The sequence below is a fragment of the Cryomorpha ignava genome, assembly GCF_010686655.1.
GTDB classification, from domain to species: Bacteria; Bacteroidota; Bacteroidia; order Flavobacteriales_D; family Cryomorphaceae; genus Cryomorpha; species Cryomorpha ignava.
The window spans coordinates 62,111-83,682 of the sequence record NZ_JAAGVY010000010.1 but is presented as its reverse complement, the minus strand read 5'-3'; the positions used below and the strand labels follow the sequence as shown (position 1 = coordinate 83,682).

Genomic DNA, 21,572 nt, shown 5'->3' with positions numbered 1-21,572 from the left:
CGGTATTCCAACCAGTTGCCTCTCTTTAATACGGGTTTAAGCGACTTTCGCTTATTTTCTAATACCGAGTTCTTTAATAATATTTCGGTATCTATCAATTTCTGTATTCTTAAGGTAATCAAGAAGCCTTCTTCTTTTACCTACCAATCTTACCAGCGAGCGCTCCGTATTATAATCTTTATGATTGTTTTTAAGGTGCCCTGTAAGGTGGTTAATTCTATACGTAAAAAGAGCGATTTGCCCTTCTGACGAACCGGTATCAGTAGCTGATTTACCGTGTTCTTTAAAAATTTCTGCTTTCTTTTCTGGTGTTAGATACATTGTCAAAATTGTTAGGAATGTTTGTGATGCGATCTAAAAATCGAGTGCAAATATACGTTTATTTTTTGGTTTTCGAAGTAATTGCAAAGAAGTCGAAACTTTCTGCAAGTTTTTCTTTGAGTTGATGGCGGTGCACAATGAAATCAAGAAATCCGTGCTCAAGCACAAACTCACTGGTTTGGAAGCCTTCCGGCAAATCCTTACCAATGGTTTCCTTTACAACTCGTGGCCCAGCAAAACCAATAAGTGCTCCCGGTTCTGCAATGTTTATATCGCCAAGCATGGCAAAACTTGCTGTAACTCCGCCCGTGGTAGGGTCAGTTAGTATAGATACATAGGGCAGTTTAGCTTCCGCTAAAAGGGTAAGCTTGGCTGAAGTTTTAGCCATTTGCATAAGCGAAAAGCCGGCCTCCATCATTCGCGCTCCACCCGATTTTGAAATGATTATCAACGGGCATTTTTCTTTAACAGCCACATCTATGGCACGCGAAATTTTCTCGCCCACTACAGATCCCATAGAGCCGCCAATAAATTTAAAATCCATAGCACAGATTACCAGGTTTCTGCCGTTAAGCTTTCCCTGGCCTGTTTTAATGGCATCTTTTAACCCTGTCTTTTTCTGACTGGATTTTATTCGGTCCGGATATTTTTTGGTGTCTTCAAATTTTAAGGGGTCGCCTGATGACATAGCCTTGTTAAACTCGGTAAACTTGCCACCGTCAAAAAGAATCTCAAAATATTCGGCACTACCTACTCTGCTATGGTAGTTACACTCGCCACATACCCAAAGGTTTTTCTTGTGCTCATCTGTACTTACCACCGTATTGCATTCGGGGCACTTATACCACAGACCTTCCGGAGTTTCCTTTTTGTCTTTTGTGGAAGTAGTAATCCCTTCCTTTATACGTTTAAACCAACCCATATAAAATTAATATGCGCCAAAAGTACAAAATCTTTTAGTCGATAGCTGCGGATTGATTAGAAAGGATACCCAATACCAATATTAAAATTCCATCGCCAGTTATAATATGCCAATTGCTGATTAGCCGGCCGGTCTCCATTTAAATTGTCAATATATGAGTTGTATTCTTTCTTTGGCTGAAAAAGCCATCGCTCTCCACGATCTAGAGAGGGATCTTTCATTTGTAGCGCCAAGTCAAAACGAATCAGGAAGAAATCAAAATTAAGACGCAATCCGGTTCCGGCTCCAAAAGCTATTTCACTCAAAAACCGGTCGGTATCAAAATTAGCTCCCGGCCTGGCTGCATCTGCATTTATAGTCCATATATTTCCGGCATCAATAAAAAAGGCGCCTTCAACAACTTTTATCAAATCAAAACGGTATTCCACATTGGCTTCGAGCAAAATGTCGCCTATTTTATCAAAATTTCTCTCAGGATCGCGGTATGACCCCGGACCTAGTGTACGCGCCTGCCATGCCCTAATGTCATTGGCTCCACCACCGAAAAAGCTTTTTTCAAAAGGCAGAACATTCAAGTTTTTCAGCGGAATTCCAATTCCACCGGAAACGCGATATGCAGTGCTCATTTTTTCATTGTGAATACGGTAATAGCGCCCGTCGTGCAGCGTTTTTAAGTATTGCGCAAACGGAATATTTAGAATTTCATAACTCCCATTTTCATTTTTTTTAGCACTGCTCAGATCGTACAATCCCCGCAGGGCATTCCCTGCACTCTCTATCTCGCCGTGGTAGAAATAATAATTTTTTAACCGGATATTTGATTGATATGTGCTAAAAGTAAAACCTACTTTACTATCAACTATAAAGTGATCCTGAAAGCTGTTTATCAAAAACGGATCACCAATTTCGGCAAGCTGGGCGTCAAACTCAGGCGATCGTGCTATTTTTATCAAACTGATTTCCAGTGGATTGATATTCCACTTTTTTTGTTCGGTTTCGCTCCATTGGTATGAAATAGATCCAAACGACCGGGTGCGCTCATAGTCGGGTCTGCGTTGATACGATAAGTTTGCTGTGAGCCTTGTTTTGGGATCGGCAGATTTTGAGAAGCGATCTACCTTTACCGGCAATAAAAACTTAGGAAAGGTGAGCGATATTTCCGGCCCAAATTCAATGGTGTTCAGGTTAAGATTACTCTTGATATCCCCATCAGAGCTACCTGTATTTTGCGATTCTGTGAGCAGCTGCTGAGCTTCTGCACCGCCAAATATGTTTACTTCAAAGGTCTCTGCGCCGCCAAAAATATTCTTGTTTTGGTACCGTACTTTGCCAGATATACCCAAAAATCCACCTCGGTTAGTGCCCTGCCATTCCAAAGCTACATTTTGCTTTTCAGATGGGGTAAGGGCAATCACGCAATTGAGAAGCCTGTTATTTACATCGTCGCTTACAGGGGTAAATTGAATACTCGTAGCGCGTACAATAGGCAAAGAGCTCAACCTGCGATAGGTGCGGGTTACCTGATCTAATTTATAAAACTCTCCCTGCTTAAAAAGAACATTTTGGGAAAGCGTTTTGGGATGTACTTTTAGTTGATTCTGATCTATAATCACATAGTCATTTAACAAAATGGTATCTACTTGAGCAATTGGATTACTTCTCGAAGCAGGCCGGTCAATAATCGTAATTTCATTGAGTTTATATGTTCTGTAAGGAACTATGAGAAGTGAATCCGGATCGCCTGAGTACGGGATTTTCCTGGGTATAATCCCAAGGGTTAAATCAACTGTATGCTTATTCAGGCTGCTGTCAACATCAAAATAAATAAGCTCTTTATTAAAATTGTAATAGCCCAAATTGCGAAAATATTCATTTAGCGTTTGCCGCTCCTCATCCAGCACTTCAATATTAAACTGGTCGCCGGGCTTGAGATTATTGCGGGTAGCCCGCGATGTTTTGGTGTACACCAATAGATTTGTATCGGGTATTTCATAAGCCAAACTATTGATTACATAAGGTTCATTCCCTGTTATTTTGTAAGTTACTTCTACCCGCTGTCGCGAAGGTCGTATATCAACTTCTGATTCAACCTTGGCATTAAACCAGCCGTGTTTTATGAGATACGTCTCAAGTTGCTTTTCACTTCTGCGTGTGGCCGATGAATCGTAAACTACAGGAGCCTCACCAACCGTTTCGCGCCACCATGAACCAAAGGGTTGAAGATTTAGCGGATCCTTCCCCTTTTCTGCACGTTTGGCATTCTTTTTCTCCAGTTTCTTGCGCCGCTTTTCATTTCGCTTTTCAAACTTATCCGGATTTGGAACATTGTAAGCCCAAACATAAAACGGAAAAATGCCTAATATTTTTCGGTTTGGCCGCTGCCTTAGAGTCTCAGTAAGATCATCTTTGTCGGCTTTTATATCATCTTTAAATTTGATTTCATTCTTTTGCAGTAAATATTCGTCACTTTGCAACCGCTTTGTCGGATTGCATGAAGGCAACAGAATTGCCGCAAGGCATACTGTTACCAAGAAGTGATGTCGAATATTGATTTTTTTACGCAATTTTAAATTTAAAGCCGCAAATGACGGGGAAATTAACCAAAAGCCAGTCGAAATATATCAAATCGCTTCAACAAAAAAAGGTCCGCGATTTAAATAAGCAATTTGTGGTAGAAGGTGTAAAGCTGGTTCGCGACCTACTAAATCATAGTGGTATTGTAGATTATCTGGTTTATACAGGTGATAATGAGGACTATGCTTTTGCATTTCCCGAAAGGGCATTCCACACATCGCCAAAGGAATTGGCTATGATTTCGTCTCTAAAAACGCCTAATAAAATTCTGGCTGTTTGCAATCAGGGCTTACCTTTCGATAGCAAAAGAGCGCGAGTGTTCGGCCAATTAGACTTCAGTAAATCAATAATTGCTCTCGATGAAATTTCGGATCCTGGAAATTTAGGAACTATTTTACGGCTTGCCGATTGGTTTGGAATAAAGCAGATTGTTTGTGCTCCCGGTAGTGTTGATGTTTTTAATCCGAAAGTGGTGCAAGCTACTATGGGCGCCATTTTTCGAGTAAACGTGCAAACAATGCCACTTGTAGATTTAATAGACTCGGCACCGTCAGAAATGAAAGCTTATTTAGCCGATATGGAAGGCGAGAATCTATATACTGCTGAAGTGAGCAGTCCTTTTATTCTGGTTATGGGTTCTGAAGGGCATGGAGTGAGCGCAGAAATTCGCAAGCTAGTCCCATCAGTTATTTCCATTCCGCAATTTGGTGGTGGCGAATCGCTTAATGTGGCGGTTTCTACCGGGATTATTTTATCGGAGTTTTGTAGGAAGTTGGGGTAGTTTCAATGGTTTTATTAGTGCGTTTGAAAAGGCTGATCCAAACTTCAAAGGTTATAAGCGTTTCTGTTATAGGACTAATCTTAGTGCTTTTTTTCGTCAAAATCTTTTGGAAAATTTGCAACTCCAACGATTTTTTTCAACTTTGGTGATAGTTCAGCAACGTTGGTTTCTTGCGTGAGACTATCAAGATAGTTTTCAATTATGGCAGACAAACTTCTACCTGTGTTTTTAGCGTATTATTTGGCTCGCTCGACAACGGGCTTTTCAAGTGTCAGCGTAAGTTTAGTAGTCATTATACTTGTTTTTCAAAATTATGTCTCTGTGCTTCTAAGCGGTATGCTCAAAATAATCAACAATGGGCAAAGTAGGGGCGGCTGCGCAGGTATTTCTGTGAGAGTAAATGTGATACCTTTGTTACTGATGAGTTCGCTATCGCAACTGGATCAGCTTTTGGTAGAGGATTCTATACGACCTCTTTCTAAGCTTTTTCGCTTTAAATACTCCAAAATTTCTTCTTTCGTCATTTTGGCAAACATCGCGCTCAATCTGTCTTTTTGCATTCTTGCAAATTTAACTGCATCAAAGTCTTTTTCTGTTTTAGTTTCCATAATTCATTATATCTCTTGGTGAGCGGATTTCCAATTGTTTATACCCATTTTTAATATTTATAGAATTGTAGCCACGTATCCGCTCGATGTTTACGACATGCTTAAAATTCCAGCTTAAAAGCAAATCCGCTTGGTATATTGTCGCGAGCACTATATGCAAACAATCTGCATAACTGGTTTCTCCAACTACTTTTTCTACGATATATTCAGTTGCCAAGTTAATTGCCTCGTCCTTATCTTCCAGAAATTCGGTGTAAACATTTTCTACTTTTAAAATAAGTTGCTTCATCCGTGCAGGTGCAAATTCCAATTCCTCGTCCAACATTGTAGACAATAGTATCGTAAATTCACCATTTATTATTCGCTTGAATAGTGGCTTTGTAAATTCGCTAAATTCTTTATCGAAATACCCTCCGAAAACTGAAGTGTCCAGATATATTCGCAGCTTTTTCATTTTATGAATTTACGAAATATAGTGAGATATTCATTTTTAGTAAAGCTTTTCGCCTCTTGCATCTCGGTAAGAATCCATGTTCGAGAATTTGTCAGACAGTGTTTCACATTTTAAAATAAATAAATGTAGTGAATTATGGTAATCTCAAAACGAGCTATTTTTTATAAAGTCTGAAGACGATATTTTTCGATTTGGGTTTTGTTTTTGAAGGTTCCACTTGTATTTGATTTTTCAAGTAATACGTTTTCCACATTGATAAAAATGTTGAAGCACAGTGTAAATCGTAAATCATCTCTTCAACCTAACAGCCACAGCTTCCGCAGATTTCTGGCCATCAATGGCAGCAGAAACAATTCCGCCAGCGTATCCGGCACCTTCCCCGGAAGGGAATAAACCACGTACCTGCGGATGCTCCAAATTTTCATTTCGCGGAATGCGGATGGGCGATGAAGTGCGCGATTCGGTGGCAACCAAAATCGCTTCATTGGTATAGTAGCCGTGCATTTTCTTGCCAAAAACTTGAAGTGCTTCCTTGAGTCTGAAATGGACTTCATAAGGAAGACATTCTGCCAAATCTACAGAGTTTACGCCCGGCTGATAGCTGCATTTGGGAAGATCAGTACTCACCTTATCGCGAGTGAAATCTACAAGCCGCTGCGCCGGAGCTGTCTGTAAGCCGCCGCCCATTATGAAAGCAGCTTTTTCAACCTGCTTTTGATATTCCAAAGCTTTAAGCGGATTTCCCGTGTTTTTGGGGTCGTAAGATTCGGGATCGATAGCTACAACCATCCCGGAATTGGCGTAGGGATTATTACGCTTTGAAGGCGACCAACCATTGGTTACCACCTCGCCGGGAGCGGTGGCGCATGGAGCAATAATGCCACCCGGGCACATGCAAAACGAATAAACACCTTTGTTTTCAATCTGATGCACAAGGCTGTATGAAGCAGGCGGCAAATATTCTCCACGGGTTTCGCATTTGTACTGAATGCTGTCAATAACTTCCTGCGGATGCTCTACACGAACGCCGAGCGCAAAAGGTTTTGCTTCAATAAGCACATTTCTGCCATAAAGCATATAAAAAATATCACGCGCCGAGTGGCCCGTAGCGAGTATCAATGCCTTGCAATCGTGCCACTCATTGCCGTTTATCTCAATTTTCGAAATCGCATTATCGGCAATTTTAATATCTGTAAGTTTGGTATCAAAACGCACCTCGCCGCCGCAATCGATGATGTACTGGCGCACTGCTTCAATAAGCTTGGGCAGTTTGTTGGTGCCAATATGAGGGTGGGCGTCGATCAAGATGTCAGGAGGAGCGCCAAAAGCAACCAGGTAATTGAGAATACGGTCTACACTTCCACGCTTTTTTGAGCGGGTATAAAGTTTTCCGTCGCTGTAGGTTCCGGCGCCGCCTTCGCCAAAGCAGTAATTCGATTCGGGGTTAACGATGCCTTCGCGATTTAGAGAAGCTAAGTCGCGGCGACGTGAACGCACATCTTTGCCGCGCTCCATAATAATCGGTTTATAGCCCAGCTCAATAAGTTCTACAGCTGCAAAAAGTCCGCAAGGACCGCTGCCAACTATAAAAACCTCTGTTGCGTTTGAAACATTATGAATATGTAATTCCGGTATTTGGCTTTTTGTTGGTTTTCCTTTCGGGAAAATGGCGCACCGCAGCTGAAAAACCACCGGTTTGCGCCTTGCGTCAATTGATCGTTTGATTACTTCAAATCCGAAATCGGGCTTCTTTCCTTTTTGGCGCAGTGCTTTTTCAATCTCAATGGGGTCTTGAGCCCACTCGGGACTTATAGTTATATCAATAAAATCTGACATAAATTATCCTTCAAAAGTGAAGCTGATCAAAAGTGTACGACTGCGCAAAGATTCCAAAGGATTTGAGAATTGCGTAGCTTCCGGAATCAGTAGATTTTTGACTCCAACGACCATTTTTAATTCGATACCAAATTTGAAATACTGCAAGTAGAGATCAACACCACCGCCAAACTCCACAGCAAAATCATTATTATCAGTCTTTACCAAAATCTTGTCAGCAACTTCGTTTTTTACATCTTTCTCACTCTGCATATTAATGCGGTACCGCCCGCCGGCAAGTGCGTAAAAAGCCGAATTCCGAAGGCGGTCTGTCCTGAATTTAAAGTTTATTGGAAAGTCAATATACGTAGATTCTATCCGCTTCTCATATCGCGTAGTGCTATCTGGCCCGGCGTAAAAAACATAGTTGAGCACTCTGTCTTCAAAGCTCAATGTGGGTAAAAACCGAACTGAAATATTTTTGTTAAAGTGATATGCTGCGACAATTCCGAGATTAAAACCAGATTGGTTTTTGGAATTTAAACTCAGCAGCGAATCTTGCGAGGCAAAATCGCTCTTGCGGTCTATATAAACATCGGCAGAATTGAAGCCGAGTAAAAAGCCAAAATGGTAAACCTTTCTGTCGAAAGTACCCAGATTTATAGGTTTATAGGCTCCCTGTGAAAATGCCGCAGTTGATGTAAGAATTAAAACGCCTATGATGAGTATTTTTCGCAAGGATGGTTTATTTTGATCGCTTGTAGAACGAATTTACGAAAGATTTATTTTTGAGCTGTATAAATGGAAGCTATTCCACCGGTTACAGGCATCGTTTTTTGCGATTTAAATCCCACTTTTTGAAGAATGTCTTCAAATTCTTTCCCTTCGGGGAATGCGAGAACAGATTGCGGTAAGTAACTATATGCCGATTTATCTTTCGAGATTATTTTGCCAATCGTTGGCATAATAAGCTTAAAATAAGCGAAGTAGACTTGCTTAAGTGGAAATCCTTTCGGCTTACTGAACTCTAATATCACAGCTTTCCCTCCGGGTTTTAATACCCGGTAAATTTCGCTCAATCCCGGAATTAGGTTTTGAAAATTTCTTACGCCAAAACTCACTGTTACTGCATCAAATTGATTGTCAGAAAATGGCAATGCTTCACTATCAGCATTTTTAAATTCCATTTTTCCTTCTAGTCCGCGCTCTTTTATTTTCTTCCGGCCTACTTCAAGCATTCCGTCAGAGATATCAATACCCACAAGTTTTTCAGGATTTAGCTTCATGGCCTCAAAGGCAAAATCGCCGGTGCCGGTAGCCACATCCAAAATCTTTTTCGGCTGTAGTTCCGCGAGCTCCTTAATTGCCTTTTTGCGCCATCTTTTGTCAATACCCACCGAGAAAAAATGATTCAGAAAGTCGTACTTACCCGAAATGTTGTCAAACATTTTCGCGACCTGCTCTTTTTTAGATTGGTCTGTATTGTAAGGGGTTATTTTATCGTGCTTCATTTTTCGATCTTCGGTAGTAGAAGTCATTTTGGCCTAAATTGTTGCGGTGTCCATCCTTTTTATTGTAAATCAATCTTTCACTATCAGCTTACGCGATTCTTCAAATAGCCGTTGCTTGTCAATAGGCACTACGCCAACCTCTTCGCAAACGAGGCCACCCGCCAGATTGGCCAAAGTAGCCATGGTTTCGCTTTTTAAATTTTGAGCTAAGCAAAGTGCCGCCACACTAATCACCGTATCTCCTGCGCCAGATACATCCGAAATATTTCGAATATGCGCCGGAAGGTGATGATTGCCACCATTGTCTTTTACATAAACACCCTGCTCGCTAAGGGTAATTAGCGAGATTCGGTTGTTGAGAATCTCTTCCAGCTTTTCAACCGCAGATTCCAGTGAGGCGCGGTCTTTCTTGTCGATATCAACTTTCAGCCCTTCCACCAATTCCTTTAGGTTTGGCTTAAACAGAGTCACTCCTTTGTAAGCAAAGAAATTGTCTTTTTTTGGGTCTACCGCTGTTGGAATATTATTGGCTTTAGCCACAGCAATTACTTCTTCGATAACCCGCGGTGTAAGCACCCCTTTATTGTAATCTTCAAAAATTACAACGCTCGGCTTTTCGTTTTCTATCAGCGAAGTAATCCGTGTGATAAACTCGGTTTCTTCCGCACTGTTGAGCGGATTTAGCGATTCTTCATCAACACGCACTATATGCTGTTGGCTGCTGATAACCCTTGTTTTGACGGTGGTTGGTCGCGCCGTAGAATGTACAATTCCGGCGGTGCTCATGTTGCCTTCACTGAGTAAATCTTCAAAAATGCCACCGTTTAAATCATCGCCAACTACGGCGCAGATAATGGGTTTGGCACCAAGCGAAGCCACGTTTAGAGCCACGTTGGCAGCGCCTCCCAGGCGGTTTTCTTTTTTGGTAACCTGCACCACCGGCACAGGAGCTTCGGGCGATATGCGATCTACGCGCCCCCAGAGGTACGAGTCGATCATTACATCGCCTATAATCAAAGCGGTTACTTGATTAAAACCATCAAAAAGCTGTTTCAGCGACGATTCATTCATTTATTTCAATTTATTCAAAGCAGATTTTAGACGTTTTCCGGCTTCAATCAGGTTTTCTTCAGATGCGGCATACGAAATGCGGAGACATTCGGGCGAACCAAAAGCTGCACCGCTCACCGTTGCCACGTGACCTTCTGCCAGAATATACTCGGCCAGATCGTCGCTGTTGTTGATTGTGGTATCGCCAAAAGACTTTCCGAAAAACGAAGAAACTTTTGGAAACATATAGAATGCTCCTTGCGGCTTGTTTATTTCCACACCGTCTATTTCGTTTAGCATTTTCCCAACAAGGGCACGACGCTCCTCAAACTTCTCGCGCATGTACGATACATCATCAGGATTTGCCTCAATAGCCGCTTTTGCGGCGCGCTGCGAAATGCTCGAAGCACCGGAAGTAAACTGTCCCTGAAGTTTTGTACAAGCCTTGGCAATCCAAAGCGGAGCACCCATAAAACCAATGCGGTAACCGGTCATGGCATACGCTTTTGAAACTCCATTTACCGTTACTACCTGTTCTTTAATCGCATCGATTGAACCAATGCTAAAGTGATTTTTGGTGTAATTGATATGCTCATAAATCTCATCACTGATTACAATCAGCTTTGGATTTGCTTCAACAACTTTCGCAATAGCGCGCAATTCTGTCTCGCTAAATACCGAACCGCTTGGGTTGCAGGGCGAGCTGTACATCAAAATCCGCGTTTTGTCGGTAATGTGCTTTTCTAAATCCACGGCAGAAACTTTGTAATCGTTGTCAATGCTACTCGGAATTACAATCGGCGTTGCGCCGGTCATTTTCACCATTTCCACATACGACACCCAGTAAGGAGCCGGAAGCAAAACCTCATCGCCCGGATTGAGAACGCTTAGCAACACATTTATAATTGATTGCTTGGCGCCGGTAGAAACCACAATCTGATCGGCAGTGAAACTCAAATTATTATCGCGCTTAAATTTTTTAGCAATCGACTCTCTAAAATCGGCGTAGCCATTTACAGGCATATAGTAGCTATAGTTGTCGTCAACCGCTTGTTTTGCAGCTTGTTTAACAAAGATAGGAGTGTTAAAATCTGGTTCACCCAAACTTAGGTTTACCACATTTACACCTTTTTCCTGCAGCTCGCGGCTTTTCCGCGACATCGCCAGGGTAGCAGATTCGCTAAGTCTGTTTAAGAGTTCTGAAACGTTATTTTCCATTGTCAATATTTTTTTATTAAAAACTGTCTTTTTTAAGCTTTAAGCCTTAAGCTTCAAGCTGTAAGATGAAGGATAATACCTCTTCACTCATCTAAAAACCAAACACCAAGAACAAATCACCAAAAACCAAAAACCTTCCCGCACCCCGGTGCATTCCTCTCGCCAAAGTGCCTAGGCGGATGCAGGCAGGGAGTCCACCGCACAACTTGGTGTTTCCAGAGTTAATTATATTCATTATTAATCTTTCCGTACTCTTTGTTTTGAGCCAACTTTTTGGCCACAATGATTATTGACTCCGTAATTAAAATCTAAATGCTTCCCCCGCCCCCGCCCTAAAGGGAGTCCACCGCACAATTTGGTGTTTCAAGGGTTAATTATATTCATTATTAATCTTTCCATACTCTTTATTTTGAGCCAACTTTTTGGCCACAATGATTATTGACTCCGTAATTAAAATCTAAATGCTTCCCCCGCCCCCGCCCTAAAGGGAGTCCACCGCACAACTTGGTGTTTCCAGAGTTAATTATATTCATTATTAATCTTTCCGTACTCTTTGTTTTGAGCCAACTTTTTGGCCACAATGATTATTGACTCCGTAATTAAAATCTAAATGCTTCCCCCGCCCCCGCCCTAAAGGGAGTCCACCGCACAATTTGGTGTTTCAAGGGTTAATTATATTCATTATTAATCTTTCCATACTCTTTATTTTGAGCCAACTTTTTGGCCACAATGATTATTGACTCCGTAATTAAAATCTAAATGCTTCCCCCGCCCCCGCCCTAAAGGGAGTCCGCCGCACAATTTGGTGTTTCAAGGGTTAATTATATTCATTATTAATCTTTCCATACTCTTTATTTTGAGCCAACTTTTTGGCCACATTGTGATTAACTCAAAGAATTAAAAATTATTCCCTCATCTAAAAACCAATCACCAATCACCAATCACCAAAAACCAAAAACCAAAAACTAAATAGTCCTTCCCGAATAAGCCTCCAAAGCTTTTTCAAGTATAATAAGTGCCCGGCGCAAATCTTCTTTGTTTAGCACGTAAGCCAACCTCACTTCCTGTTCTCCCTGTCCTTTGGTAATGTAAAAGCCACTTCCCGGAGCGAGCATAACCGTTTCATTTTCAAAACTGAAATCTTCAAGTAGCCATTGGCAAAATTTATCAGAGCTGTCTATTGGCAACTGCGCCATGCAATAAAATGCTCCGCTTGGTTTTGGGCAAAAAACGCCTGGTATTTTATTGAGTCCGTCAACCAAAAAGTCGCGGCGACCCGAATATTCTGTAATCACGTCGTCAAAATACGATTGTGGTGTTTCAAGTGCTGCTTCAGCTGCAATTTGTCCGAAAGTAGGTGGGCTAAGGCGGGCTTGTGCAAACTTCATTGCCGCATTGTATACGGCTTTGTTGCGTGTAATCAAAGCACCTATTCTCGCGCCGCACATAGAGTATCTTTTTGAAACAGAATCGATCAAAATCGTGTTCTCGTCCATGTCTTTCAGGTTGAATGCGCTGAAAGGTTGCGCTCCGTCGTAGCAAAACTCGCGATAAACCTCATCGGCAATCAGGTAGAGGTCGTGGGTTCTGCACAAATCGGCAATCGCCTGAATTTCTTCTTTGGAGTATAAGTATCCCGTAGGATTTCCCGGATTACAAATAAGAATCCCTTTTGTTTTTTCGTTGATAAGCCTTTCAAAAGCTTCTGCTTTTGGCAGCGCAAAACCATTTTTGATTGTAGCTGTAATCGGCTGAACCGTTACACCTGCCATAGTAGAAAAACCACTGTAGTTGGCATAATACGGCTCGGGGATAATAACCTCGTCGCCCGGATCAAAGCAAGTCATCATGGTAAAAGTAAGCGCTTCAGAACCACCTGTGGTGATCATAATATGCTCAGTTTCTACCGGAATGCCATGTTTTTTGTAGTATGCCGACAGCTTAGTGCGGTATTCTGGAAAGCCTTCAGAACTGCTGTACTCAATAACCTCACGCTTGATATTTTTCATGCGCTCCAGCACCACTTCGGGTGTCTTGATGTCGGGTTGGCCGATATTGAGGTGAAGAATGTTTTTACCTGCAGCTCGCGCAATGTTTGCGTAAGGCATTAATTTTCGAATGGGCGAAGCAGGCATTTCTGCGGCTTTTCGCGATAGATGCGGCATAATATAACTAGCTTGATTTTAAGACCGCAAAAATCTGCATTTTTAAGCGATAAAAAAAGGCGAATGCAAAAGGGTTTGCATTCGCTTTGGATTTTCAGTTTTGAAGCAGTGAATCTCCGGATTTTCCTGGACTTACTCGCTGTGCTTTTTCGTCGAGGTTTACTCTGCAAGATCGGAAAAGAAAACTTCCATCAAGAAATCTTTTTTAGAACTTCTTTATATGAAGTCCGCTGACCTTTATTCAACTGATCTATCCCTTTTTTTATCTCCGCTTTTTCTACTGAGCTAAGATCGTTCCAGAAATCAGAGGCTTCATTCTTTATAAAATCAGTCACTTTTTTGATGAAAGAATCGTTCTCACTATTCAATATTATTTTGACTAATTCTATTTTTGACTTTTGAATGTCCATTTCGATTTCTTTCTTTCAAATTTAGTAAAAATTTCGTTTGAATTTAGATTAACGATGTGAAGCGTGCGCTACAAGAAAACAGCGTGCAAACAAAAGCTATTCTTGCTCACCAGCCCCCTAAATGATTGGACTCCGATTAAAGTTTGAAAAAAGCTTTAATTTAGAACCAATGAAAAACAAAAAACGAAAAACCACACAGGAAAAAATCACCATCATTAAAGAGGCTCGAGACAATGGTTGGGTTGAGACGGCGCGCAAGCACGACATCTCATACCCTACGCTTCAATCTTGGAAGCTTCGCTTTGAGTCAGGCGGTGAAACAGCACTTTCTGGCAAGCTGGACATCAGCAGCGGTGAACTCAAAAAGCTCATGCGAGAAAACCAAAAGTTAAAAGAATTGGTGGCAGAGAAGGAACTTGAGATCAGGATCAAAGACGAGCTCTTAAAAAAAAGAAGTTACTGCCGCTGAAAGGATGATGGTAGCCCGGTTGTATATAGAATCAGGGTTTTGTACCCAATTAGTGCTTAGAATCTGCGGGGTACCCAGAAGTACGTACTTCCATAAGCCCAAGCCTTTGGCAGAGCAGAGTCGCAAAGGAATCATTCCAAGCGGACATACATGCAAGACGGATGGATCACGGGTGGAAAACACTGTGGTCGTGGCAGAAATAAAAGCACTTCTTGCCCAAGAATTTGTGGACTATGGCTACCTAAAGGTCACCTATTACTTGCAGGATGAACTCGGATACCAGATCAACCACAAGAAGGTGTACCGGCTGATGAAGGATGCCCGCCTGCTAAATGTCGTTAGGCCAAAACCAAAAAACAAAAAGCAATGGGTGAAAGAACTGGTACCAAAACCTACAGCAGCCTTTACCTATTGGGAGTTCGACATAAAATTCATATACATACATCACTTAGGTAGGTATGCGCCTATGTTGAGTGTGGTGCACGTATACAGTCGGTATCTGATAGGGTGGATGATGCAGTGGAGCATCAAGAAAGAAGACGTGGTAGGATTTTTTGATGCATTGCTCCAGGATTATAAGATGCCGAATGAAATTTATGTGCGTTGCGACAATGGTTCGCAGTTTGAAAGCGGAATCGTAAGAGCGTATTTTCAATCAAAAGGTATCAACCAAGAGTTTACCAAACCTGCCACACCAGAGCAGAACGCCCATATAGAGTCGTACCACAGCATCATTGCTAGGGCAGTATGTAGGCGGTTCGAGTTCGAATCTCTTGCCAATGCAACTGAAGTATTCAGCCGGTGGGAACTTTTTTATAACAAAGAAAGAATCCACTCTGGAATCGGGACACTTGTGTTATACTGATTGTTAGAACATAAGTTAATAAGAATGTAAAAAAAAGTGTAAAAATTTTCATAATTGAAAAGGTTTGTCCTTTTCAATTTACCGTTTTATAAATTTGCTGTTTTCAACCAATCCATTTTCAAATACAATCTTGATAATATACATTCCACTTGAAAGCGGAGAAATATCAACATCGTAAATTTCATTTGAAACAAAGTTTACATTTTGTATATTTCGACCTTCAAGATTGAAAATCTGAATATTATCTATATTAGAACTTGACTCAATCTTTAGCCCGTTTGTTCCGGGGTTTGGATATATTTTAAAGAGTTGTTCCAACGGAATATCTATAGTGCTTAAAGTGCCTTCTCTTAGTTCTATTTTATCAATATAATAATACGAAAACAGGGAATAGTTTGAGCTAGGGTCTTCTTGCAACACATACAAAGTATCCGTTTCTGAATCTGGTTGAAAGTTTCCAATATACATAAAGGTTTCATCACCATTGGCGGTATAGTCCCAAGCTATTTCGTGCCAACCATCGTAGTTGGTAATAAATTCACCAATTGTTCCAGAAAGTTGAGGATTGACCTCAACATAACTATCATACGGTGCTATAATACTATCCGGTTGGAAAATACTATCCGGACCAAAAAAACTTGGATATTCCAAATGGCATACCCGACCCTTTCAGGCAGTGATACAGCAAATTTGAGTGTATATTGATTTCCGGCAACTAATGGATTAACTAAACGAACACCTAAATTTTCTTTATAGCCATCATATCCATTGATATTATTACCAGCCACGAATAATCCTGCATAACCATCGCCATCATAAGGATGTTCGCAACCCATGAAGTTGGTTGGTATGCCATAAAGCCAAGGGTCGAGATAGTATTGATCTGGCCATGGACAAGGGTCTGTATTTACTACAGCACATTGATGAAATAAATCTGGTGTAGCTCGTGTTGGGTTAAACCAGGGTGGTGCATCTGCAATAAAGCCATCATTGTATATACATTCAATTCGTGTTTCAAAACTTCCGTTTGGAACAAGGTTAGGTGACTGAGCAAAACTTGTATGCCAAGTCAAAATACTCATCGCAAAAAATATAAAACGGTAAATCAAAATAGGAATTTTTAAAAAAATTAATTTGTTGTTTAAGTACGTTGTAATTCTGAAGTACGCAGCTTCGCTTATAGCGGCAATATTAAAGTAGAAATAATTCTTCACCTCTTAAGGTCCTCATAGTTCCTATTGAAGAAGTTACTGAATAAATGTACTACTTTTGTTTTTTCATAATCACCTCCTTTTATCGATCTGGTGGTTTTGATGACCCCAACCTTGTCCGTTGGGGTTTTTTTATTCTTTTCTCGTAGTTCCTGCCGGTCAAATAAACCACTGGTTGAAACTAATTTTTCAATCTTTGGGTGCCGTCTGCTGCGAATGCTTACTCTTTCTTAATGTGGCTCTGAAATTAATGGTTATGATTTTGTTATCCTAACTTTTTGTTAATTTGTTTTAACAAGGCGGTGGGGTAATTAGCTGATTATCAGATGTGGGAATTGATAAAATTTGTGTAAGGTTTGTAGAAAAGGTGCTGATGCAGATTTTGTAGATTACTTTAGTAAAAATTGAGTAGGCGATTTTTGAAAGCACGAATTACGGCAGTCCGATAGGGTTTAAATCAACGCAGCCGCTGCTCCGAAAGATGAAATCAATTGATTACTCAATCTCTTTTTACCCTTTTACGAGCTTTAAAAGAAGTATAATAGCATTGCATTTCAAGCGGTTTAAACTTTGTGAATAAACACTTACACTTTTGCTACAATACCTATTCAGTCTTTTTACTTTTGATGGATAAATCAAAAATCAGATTTGGAACAATTGCTTCAAAGCCTAAAGGCCGGTGATATGGAAATTGTATCGCTTCCAAACCCCATTCCGGGTAAGGGCGAGGTGCTGGTGCGTACCCATTTTTCTGCTATTAGCACAGGTACCGAAGGAAAAACGGTGAGCGATGCGCGCAAAGGTTATATTGCCAAAGCCAAATCGCGAAAGGAAGAAGTGGGCAAGGTGGTAAAAGCCGCCCGCTCTCACGGAATTGCCGATACCTATAAAATGGTGATGAACAAGCTCGAAGCTTTGCAGCCGCTTGGTTATAGCCTTTCTGGACTTGTAGAAGCAGTGGGGAGCAATATTACCCATTTCAAACCAGGCGACCGCGTGGCTTGCGGTGGCGCTTCAGCGTCGCACGCCGAGCTGGTTTGTGTTCCTGAAAATCTTTGCGTCCGCATTCCCGAAACGGCAAATATCGATGAAGCTGCTTTTACCACAATTGGCGCAATAGCCATGCAGGGTATCCGTCGGGCAGAGCTCAATCTGGGCGAAAATTGCGTTGTAATCGGCTTGGGAATAATCGGCCAGATTACTTTGCGCCTGCTAAAAGCTGCCGGTGTAAAAGCTTTTGGAATTGATTTGAAAAATGAACTTGTTGACCTCGCCATTCAGTCGGGTGCCGAAAATGCAAGTCTGCGAAGCGATGAATTGCTCGAAGCAGAAGTGGCAGAATTCTCTCACGGCCACGGAGTTGACGCGGTGATTATTACAGCCGCATCTGCTTCATTAGATCCCGTAGAGCTCGCCGGCATTCTCTGCCGCACACACGGAAAAGTGGTAATTGTGGGAAGTGTGCCAACTGGCTTTAGCCGAAAAAATTATTACCGCAAGGAGCTCGATTTAAGAATGAGTACATCATACGGCCCTGGCCGATACGACAGCAACTACGAAGAGAAAGGCCTCGACTATCCCATTGGGCAGGTGCGATGGACGGAAAACCGGAATATGCTGGCTTTCGCCGAATTACTCGGTAATAAATCTATTGATTTAAGCGATCTGATTTCGCATAGATTCCCCTTCGAAAATGCCCGCGAAGCCTTTGATTTGGTGGTAAACCGCGAAGCTGACAAAATGGGAATTTTGTTGGAGTATGATACCCAGAAATCTCTGGAACAAAAGCCTCAACCCAAAAAAGAAAACCAAACAGCGGGTGATCGTATTTCGCTAATCGGTGCCGGATCTTTTGCTACCAATTTTCTGCTTCCCAATTTAAAAGACAAGCTCACCCTTGCCGGTATTACCACGGCACGACCACACACCGCCGAAAATGCCGCGCGTAAATTTGAATTTGAAAAAGCTTATGCCGATGCAGACGAAATGCTCGCCAATGACAATGCAGCGGCTTGTGTAATTGCCACCCGGCACAACTCTCACGCGCCGCTTGCCATAAAAGCACTTAAAAACGGAAAACGGGTATTTCTCGAAAAACCGCTTTGCCTGAATATCGATGAATATTTTGAGTTGAAAAATCTCTTGCTCGCTCCGGGCACTCCCGATTTAATGGTGGGATTTAACCGGCGCTTTGCACCTCAGATTATAGAGACTAAGAAAAAGCTTGGTGGAATTCCGCTGGCAATCAACTACCGGATTAATGCAGGAGCAGTACCTGCAGATCATTGGGTGCACGACCCCGAAGTGGGCGGAGGACGAATCATTGGCGAAGTGTGCCACTTTATTGATCTCTGCTGTTTTTTGACAGATAGCAAACTTCAGTCTGTTTCAGCAACGGCGCTTGAGGTGCTCCCGCAAAATCACGATACTTTTACGGCTTCGCTCCATTTTGAAAATGGCTCAGTGACCAGTATCGCCTACTTTAGCAATGGCAATAAAGCATTGAGCAAAGAGTATCTTGAAGTGTTTGGCGGCGGCCTCACAGCAATTGTAGATGATTTTAAATCAATGAAAATTTACGGCGCCAAATTAGAATCGCATAAATTATCGAAACAAGATAAGGGTCATGCAGCCGAGGTGTCCGCTTTCGCGGAAGCGGTAAAATCAGGGGCTCCATTTCCGATATCGGTAAATGACGTGCTCCACGCCACAATCGCCACTTTTGCGCTTTTGGAATCTATTCAAAACAAGGGCGAGAAAATTAATATTTCAGAATTTGAATCGCAATGGATTTCTCGGAACGTGAATTAATTATGCTGCGCAAGGCGTTCGTTAATCTGGAGCACTACGTTTCGCGCCGCAGATACAAGGGCTACGATCCTTATGATGTACTCACGAGCAAATTCCCGTTTCGGAATTTTGGAAAATGGCCACCAATCCTTGCTATTCAGGTGTTTAAACGCAATCCTTTAAATCTAAGAAAGGTGTTTGGAATTCCAAAAATGTGGAATCCAAAAGCGCTGGGATTGTTTTTGCACGGTTACAGCCTTTTGCCACCATCTGAAGATAATAAGGAGAAATGCGAATGGCTTTTTGATAAGCTTATGGAGCTAAAAACGCCAGATGTGCCGGGTCTTGCCTGGGGCTATCCCTTTCCATGGGCAAGTCCTGAAAAATTTCTGGAAGCCTGGTCGCCAACATCTGTAGTAAGCGGTTTTATTGTGCAGGGACTCGATGCTTATTACAAAAAATACGGAGATAAGCGCGCCCTTGAAGCCATGAAAAAAGTCTGTGTATTCCTTTCCGAATCGCTTCACCACACCGAGCGTGATGCCGATTACATGATAAGTTACAGCACTGTAAAACCCGATTTTTGCTATAATGCGTCGCTTCTGGCCGCGCAGGTTTATGCGCTTACTTATGCACATACCCAAGATCGCTCGTACTACGAAATCGCCCGAAAATCAATGGAAACCGTGCTTTCGAGACAGAAAAGCGATGGAAGCTGGAATTACAGTGAGAACATGGAATCGGGAAAACAAAGGGTTCAGATTGATTTTCACCAGGGGTTTATTATAGATTCTTGTCTGGCTATTTGCGAAGCCCTCGATTATTGTCCCGAACCGGTTGAAAGATCTCTTCAGGAAGGGTTTGAGTTTTACCGCGACTACCAATTTAAGCGCGATGGACGCGCTGTGTGGCGCCTCCCGGGCGATTTCCCTGCCGATATTCACCATCAGGCGCAGGGCATTATCACAGCGGTTAGATATCACCATTACAGCCGAAGCAGGAGAGGGGTTGAGCTGGGCAAAAATGTGCTGAAATATACAATTGCTAATTTTCAGGATAAGCGTGGTTTTTTCTATTACCGAAAGCACAAGAATTTTACAGACCGAACGAGCTATATGCGCTGGGGAAATGCCTGGATGTTTCTCGCCCTGGCGTCAATGATTCACGCCGCAGAATTGCAGAAATTAGACAAGAATGTTCACAGTCCGCTGGGGCGCGAAAAGACCCCGAATTGATGGCTGAAAAGCAGGACGAAAATACGCGTAGATTTCTTTTCTACATGGGGCATCCGGCTCATTATCATAATTTTAAACACGCTATTTCCATATTGAAAGCCAAGGGTCATGACGTAAAAGTGGTTGCCCGCGGAAAGGATGTTTTATTCGACCTTCTGGAATCTGAAGACTGGGATATTGTGAAATTTCCGGCGCGTAAGCCGTCCATGCGTTCCGCTTGGTCATTGACAGTCAAATTGGGTATCGCAGCAGCTATTGCCAGGCGAGAGCTTTCAATGCTCAAAATTGCTCGTCGATTTGAGCCAGATGTAATGATCGGGACAGATTTGGTGATTACACACGTTGGAAAACTGCTCAATATTCCATCTATTGTGGTGAATGAAGACGATAGTGCTGCCATTCCGCTCATGGCGAAGTACGCGTTTCCGTATGCCACGGCGATTCTTGCACCAAATTGCTGTGATCAGTCGCCGGCAAATGCAAAGAAAATAGGGTACGAAGGCAATCACGAACTGGCCTATCTTCACCCCGATGTTTTTAAGGAAGATTTAAGCGAGCTTCCCGCCGTTTTCCGCGAAAGCGGCAACTATTACCTCTTGCGATTTGCCTCACTTCACGCCCACCACGACGAGGGGCGAAACGGTATTAGTGATGAACTGGCTTTAAAGATAATCGCGATTTTAGAACCGCATGGCCGCGTTTTTATCACTTCCGAAAGGCCATTTGCCGAAAGGCTGGAACCCTACAGGCTCCCAGTGCACCCCGCTAAAATGCACCAGGTTATGGCGCACGCATCTATCTATATTGGCGATTCGCAAACCATGGCGGCAGAGGCGGCCGTTCTCGGTGTTCCCGCCATTCGCTTCAACGATTTTGTGGGCGAACTGAGCTACCTTGAAGAGCTGGAACATAAATTTCAGCTAACCAAAGGAATACGGTCTAACGAGCCCCAGAAATTAATCGAAATGTTAAAAATGTGGGTTGGTGATAAAAACCTGAAACAAACGTGGTTAGACCGTCGTAAAGCGATGCTCAACCAATACATTTCGGTAACTCCGTTTTGGGTTGAAGTTTTTGAAAAAATGGCCCTTAAAAATCGTTAATTTCTTTTGTTAAAAACTATTCGCACAAGGATCAATATGCCTTGTCAACACCCTTAAATTTATGCGACGA

Annotated in this window: 20 protein-coding genes and 1 pseudogene; 6 read left to right on the top strand and 15 right to left on the bottom strand. The window is 42.1% G+C overall.

Annotated features, from left to right (window positions below):
* Positions 1-51 precede the first annotated feature (51 nt).
* From rpsO to tamL, 3 genes are read right to left on the bottom strand one after another with little or no spacing between them, the layout of a single operon-like run.
* Complete coding sequence (gene rpsO / locus G3O08_RS07580; protein WP_163284507.1) at positions 52-321, bottom strand: 30S ribosomal protein S15; 270 nt, start codon at positions 319-321, stop codon at positions 52-54.
* Between the two features lie 58 nt (positions 322-379).
* Positions 380-1,243 carry an acetyl-CoA carboxylase, carboxyltransferase subunit beta gene (gene accD, locus G3O08_RS07575; protein WP_163284505.1) on the bottom strand — a complete coding sequence of 288 codons (864 nt, stop codon included), beginning with the start codon at positions 1,241-1,243 and terminating at the stop codon, positions 380-382.
* Positions 1,244-1,299: 56 nt separating this feature from the next.
* Entirely contained in the window at positions 1,300-3,807 is a 2,508-nt protein-coding gene (gene tamL, locus G3O08_RS07570; RefSeq protein WP_163284503.1) for a translocation and assembly module lipoprotein TamL, read from the bottom strand.
* A 20-nt stretch (positions 3,808-3,827) separates the two neighbouring features.
* On the opposite strand from tamL, the gene G3O08_RS07565 reads away from it, so the two are divergent.
* Positions 3,828-4,598, top strand: a complete 771-nt coding sequence (locus G3O08_RS07565) for a TrmH family RNA methyltransferase (protein ID WP_163284501.1) — start codon at positions 3,828-3,830, stop codon at positions 4,596-4,598.
* 80 nt (positions 4,599-4,678) lie between these two features.
* Here G3O08_RS07565 and G3O08_RS21840 read toward each other — a convergent pair.
* The 10 genes and pseudogenes from G3O08_RS21840 to G3O08_RS07520 form a co-directional block, all read right to left on the bottom strand.
* Positions 4,679-4,822: pseudogene (locus G3O08_RS21840) on the bottom strand (DUF6364 family protein); the annotation flags it as partial.
* 219 nt (positions 4,823-5,041) lie between these two features.
* The gene (locus G3O08_RS07560; protein ID WP_163284499.1) at positions 5,042-5,206 is read right to left on the bottom strand and encodes a hypothetical protein; all 165 of its coding nucleotides are present in this window, start codon (positions 5,204-5,206) and stop codon (positions 5,042-5,044) included.
* The gene (locus G3O08_RS07555) at positions 5,196-5,660 is read right to left on the bottom strand and encodes a PIN domain-containing protein (protein ID WP_163284497.1); all 465 of its coding nucleotides are present in this window, start codon (positions 5,658-5,660) and stop codon (positions 5,196-5,198) included. The genes G3O08_RS07560 and G3O08_RS07555 overlap by 11 nt, the downstream gene beginning before the upstream one ends.
* 288 nt (positions 5,661-5,948) lie before the next feature.
* Positions 5,949-7,496: an NAD(P)/FAD-dependent oxidoreductase gene (locus G3O08_RS07550; protein WP_163284495.1), complete on the bottom strand. Its 1,548-nt coding sequence runs from the start codon at positions 7,494-7,496 to the stop codon at positions 5,949-5,951.
* 3 nt (positions 7,497-7,499) lie between these two features.
* On the bottom strand, positions 7,500-8,213 hold the full coding sequence (porT, locus tag G3O08_RS07545) for a type IX secretion/gliding motility protein PorT/SprT (protein ID WP_163284493.1): 714 nt from the start codon (positions 8,211-8,213) through the stop codon (positions 7,500-7,502).
* 44 nt (positions 8,214-8,257) lie between these two features.
* Positions 8,258-9,013, bottom strand: coding sequence for a bifunctional demethylmenaquinone methyltransferase/2-methoxy-6-polyprenyl-1,4-benzoquinol methylase UbiE (gene ubiE, locus G3O08_RS07540; protein ID WP_239541054.1), 756 nt, complete (start codon positions 9,011-9,013; stop codon positions 8,258-8,260).
* A gap of 42 nt (positions 9,014-9,055) precedes the next feature.
* Positions 9,056-10,057 carry a bifunctional heptose 7-phosphate kinase/heptose 1-phosphate adenyltransferase gene (locus G3O08_RS07535; RefSeq protein ID WP_163284491.1) on the bottom strand — a complete coding sequence of 334 codons (1,002 nt, stop codon included), beginning with the start codon at positions 10,055-10,057 and terminating at the stop codon, positions 9,056-9,058.
* Positions 10,058-11,254, bottom strand: a complete 1,197-nt coding sequence (locus G3O08_RS07530; protein ID WP_163284489.1) for a pyridoxal phosphate-dependent aminotransferase — start codon at positions 11,252-11,254, stop codon at positions 10,058-10,060.
* Between the two features lie 965 nt (positions 11,255-12,219).
* The gene (locus G3O08_RS07525) at positions 12,220-13,419 is read right to left on the bottom strand and encodes a pyridoxal phosphate-dependent aminotransferase (RefSeq protein ID WP_163284487.1); all 1,200 of its coding nucleotides are present in this window, start codon (positions 13,417-13,419) and stop codon (positions 12,220-12,222) included.
* Positions 13,420-13,610: 191 nt separating this feature from the next.
* Positions 13,611-13,829, bottom strand: coding sequence for a hypothetical protein (locus G3O08_RS07520; RefSeq protein WP_163284485.1), 219 nt, complete (start codon positions 13,827-13,829; stop codon positions 13,611-13,613).
* A 169-nt stretch (positions 13,830-13,998) separates the two neighbouring features.
* Here G3O08_RS07520 and G3O08_RS07515 point away from each other — a divergent pair, with 169 nt between their 5' ends.
* The gene (locus tag G3O08_RS07515) at positions 13,999-14,298 is read left to right on the top strand and encodes a transposase (RefSeq protein WP_163284483.1); all 300 of its coding nucleotides are present in this window, start codon (positions 13,999-14,001) and stop codon (positions 14,296-14,298) included.
* 106 nt (positions 14,299-14,404) lie between these two features.
* On the top strand, positions 14,405-15,163 hold the full coding sequence (locus tag G3O08_RS07510) for a DDE-type integrase/transposase/recombinase (RefSeq protein ID WP_163284481.1): 759 nt from the start codon (positions 14,405-14,407) through the stop codon (positions 15,161-15,163).
* A gap of 78 nt (positions 15,164-15,241) precedes the next feature.
* Here the strand turns inward: G3O08_RS07510 and G3O08_RS07505 are convergent, their stop codons facing one another.
* Both G3O08_RS07505 and G3O08_RS07500 read right to left on the bottom strand, forming a co-directional pair.
* Positions 15,242-15,814, bottom strand: a complete 573-nt coding sequence (locus G3O08_RS07505; protein ID WP_163284479.1) for a T9SS type A sorting domain-containing protein — start codon at positions 15,812-15,814, stop codon at positions 15,242-15,244.
* Positions 15,757-16,245, bottom strand: coding sequence for a hypothetical protein (locus tag G3O08_RS07500; protein WP_163284477.1), 489 nt, complete (start codon positions 16,243-16,245; stop codon positions 15,757-15,759). The genes G3O08_RS07505 and G3O08_RS07500 overlap by 58 nt, the downstream gene beginning before the upstream one ends.
* A 777-nt stretch (positions 16,246-17,022) precedes the next feature.
* Between G3O08_RS07500 and G3O08_RS07495 the strand changes: the two genes are divergently transcribed.
* The 3 genes from G3O08_RS07495 to G3O08_RS07485 are packed head-to-tail and all read left to right on the top strand — an operon-like array spanning position 17,023 to position 21,502.
* Positions 17,023-19,185 carry a bi-domain-containing oxidoreductase gene (locus tag G3O08_RS07495; RefSeq protein WP_163284475.1) on the top strand — a complete coding sequence of 721 codons (2,163 nt, stop codon included), beginning with the start codon at positions 17,023-17,025 and terminating at the stop codon, positions 19,183-19,185.
* A complete protein-coding gene (locus G3O08_RS07490; RefSeq protein WP_163284473.1) occupies positions 19,161-20,399 on the top strand; it encodes a prenyltransferase/squalene oxidase repeat-containing protein in 1,239 nt (412 codons plus the stop codon). Before G3O08_RS07495 ends, G3O08_RS07490 begins: the two co-directional genes overlap by 25 nt.
* Positions 20,399-21,502 (top strand): DUF354 domain-containing protein, encoded by a 1,104-nt coding sequence (locus tag G3O08_RS07485; protein ID WP_163284471.1) that lies wholly within the window; start codon positions 20,399-20,401, stop codon positions 21,500-21,502. Before G3O08_RS07490 ends, G3O08_RS07485 begins: the two co-directional genes overlap by 1 nt.
* The last annotated feature ends 70 nt before the right edge of the window (positions 21,503-21,572 follow it).